General features: G+C 71.5%; 1 protein-coding gene. It reads right to left on the bottom strand.

Annotation, left to right across the window (positions count from 1 at the left end):
- Positions 1 to 258: 258 nt before the first annotated feature.
- Positions 259 to 386, bottom strand: a 128-nt coding sequence (locus tag GVL12_RS25970; RefSeq protein WP_159918404.1) for a tyrosine-type recombinase/integrase, incomplete at its 5' end; no start/stop codon positions are given.

The following is a 386-nucleotide window of genomic DNA, read 5'->3' as shown; positions in this document are numbered from 1 at the left end:
GCCGGATAGGCGACCACGATGCGCAGGGGCCGCGAGCCGGGCCAGGCCGCGACTGCGCCCTGCGCGAAGGCGCGTGCGGGAAGGCCGGCCGCCGCAGCCAGCGCGGCGGAGGCACCAAAAGAGAGCGCACGTCGGCGCGAAAGCGAATCGATCATCACGGATACCGTCTCGGAAACAGGGGGCACACAAAGGAAAGCGCGATTGTGCGCGTGCCCGCGGAGCCCCGCGCGGCGCACCCCGCACATTCCACGTCCGGGCTCAGCCGCGTGGGTGGTGCTGGGCGTGCAGCGCCTTCAGCCGCTCGCGCGCCACATGGGTGTAGATGGTGGTGGTGGAAATGTCCGCATGCCCGAGCAGCAGCTGCACCACGCGCAGGTCCGCGCCGT

The organism is Pantoea sp. 18069 (assembly GCF_902706035.1).
In the GTDB taxonomy this organism is placed as follows: Bacteria; Pseudomonadota; Gammaproteobacteria; order Burkholderiales; family Burkholderiaceae_C; genus Comamonas.
The sequence above is the reverse complement of the archived record's forward strand: the minus strand, read 5'-3'. Positions and strand labels throughout refer to the sequence as shown.